Annotated in this window: 2 protein-coding genes; both read left to right on the forward strand. The window is 66.2% G+C overall.

All coding sequences use genetic code 11. From position 1 onward, the window contains the following. Nucleotides 1–1432 (forward strand): lysine--tRNA ligase (gene lysS / locus H7290_RS05420; protein ID WP_290512997.1); only part of this gene is annotated, 1432 nt, incomplete at its 5' end. Between the two features lie 162 nt (nt 1433–1594). Continuing rightward, nucleotides 1595–1933 (forward strand): Clp protease N-terminal domain-containing protein (locus H7290_RS05425; protein ID WP_290512998.1); only part of this gene is annotated, 339 nt, incomplete at its 3' end.

Genomic DNA, 1933 nt, shown 5'->3' on the forward strand with positions numbered 1-1933 from the left:
ACAGCTCCTTGCCGCTGGCGACGAGGCCTACCCGGTCGTGGTCGAACGCACGCACACCCTCAAGCGAGTCGTCAGCACGTACGACGCCGAGGCACTCGGAGCAGACACCTCCACCGGCGACACCGTCTCGGTGACGGGGCGCGTCATCTTCCTGCGCAACACCGGCAAGCTCTGCTTCGTCCGGTTGCGCGAGGGAGACGGCACCGAGCTGCAGGCCATGCTCGCCCGCGACGGCGTGGGTGAGGAGCGGCTGGCCGATTTCAAGGCGATCGTCGACATCGGCGACCACCTCGCCGTCACGGGCGAAGTCATCACCAGCCGCCGGGGAGAGCTCTCGGTGCAGGCGACGTCGTGGCAGATCGCAGCCAAGACCGTCCGCCCCCTGCCCAACGAGCACAACCCGTTGTCCGACGAGGCCCGCAGCCGCATGCGCTACGTCGACCTGATCGTGAGGCCCGCCGCCCGTGACAACGTCCGCGTCAAGGCCACGGTGTTGCAGTCGCTCCGCTCGACGCTCGATGCCGCCACCTACGTCGAGGTCGACACACCGGTGCTCCAGCACACCAACGGTGGCGCTGCGGCACGTCCGTTCAAGACCCACACCAATGCCTTCGAGGAAGCGATGCTGCTACGCATCGCGATCGAGCTGCACCTCAAGCGGGCACTGGTGGGTGGTGTCGACAACGTCTACGAGATCGGCAAGACGTTCCGCAACGAGGGCGTCGACAACACGCACAACCCCGAGTTCATGATGCTCGAGGCCTATGAGGCCTATGGCTCCTACGACACGATGGCGCAGCTGACCCGCGAGCTGGTGATCAACGCTGCACGCGCCGTCGGCAAGACCGTGGTGCCGGGGCGTGACGGCTCGGACATCGACCTGGAGGCCGAGTGGCGCGAGGCGACGATCCACGAGCTCGTGGCGCACGCGACCCACGCCGAGGTCGACAACGACACCCCCGTCGACGTGCTTATCACCCTTGCGCAGAGGCATGGCGTCGCGCTGCAGCCCCACTGGGGCGCTGGGGACATCGTGCTCGAGCTCTACGAAAAGCTCGTCGAGCACACGCTGATCGAGCCGACGTTCGTCCGGGACTATCCCGAGTCGGTGCGCCCGTTGGCCAAGAAGCACCGCACCAAGCCGGGCCTCGTCGAAGCGTGGGACCTGATCATCAACGGCGTCGAGCTGGGTGTGGCCTTCTCCGAGCTCAACGATCCCGTCATCCAGCGTGATCGCCTCGAGGAGCAGTCACGCCTTGCCGCAGCGGGCGATCCCGAGGCGATGGATGTCGACGAGGACTTCTTGCGGGCACTCGAGTTCGGCATGCCCCCGGCCGGCGGCATGGGACTCGGCGTCGACCGCCTCGTGATGCTCCTGCAGGGCATCGGCATCCGCGAGGCGATCCTGTTCCCGCTCAGCCGTGCCGAGTAGCGAGATCGCGCCGGGAGGTTGCGCCGAGAGCGAACGCCGGAACACCACTTCGGCGGCGACCGTTGGATCTGAGGTGTGGACGGACCGTAGGGAATTTCCATACCCAACTAAACTCACCAGACCCGACTAAACTCAGGGAAAAGTCCAGTAGAGGGGGACGCCATGTTCGAAAGATTCACCGACCGTGCTCGTCGCGTGGTCGTGCTCGCCCAAGAAGAGGCGCGCATGCTCAGCCACAACTACATCGGCACGGAGCACATCCTCCTCGGCCTCATCCACGAAGGTGAGGGCGTCGCGGCCAAGGCTCTCGAGAGCCTCGACATCTCGCTCGAGGCCGTCCGCGGCCAGGTCGAGGACATCATCGGTCAGGGCCAGCAGGCCCCGAGCGGACACATTCCCTTCACCCCGCGCGCCAAGAAGGTGCTCGAGCTGAGCTTGCGCGAGGCGCTGCAGCTGGGCCACAACTACATCGGCACCGAGCACATCCTCCTCGGCCTCATC

It is taken from the genome of Aeromicrobium sp., assembly GCF_014378035.1.
Classification (GTDB): Bacteria; Actinomycetota; Actinomycetes; order Propionibacteriales; family Nocardioidaceae; genus Aeromicrobium.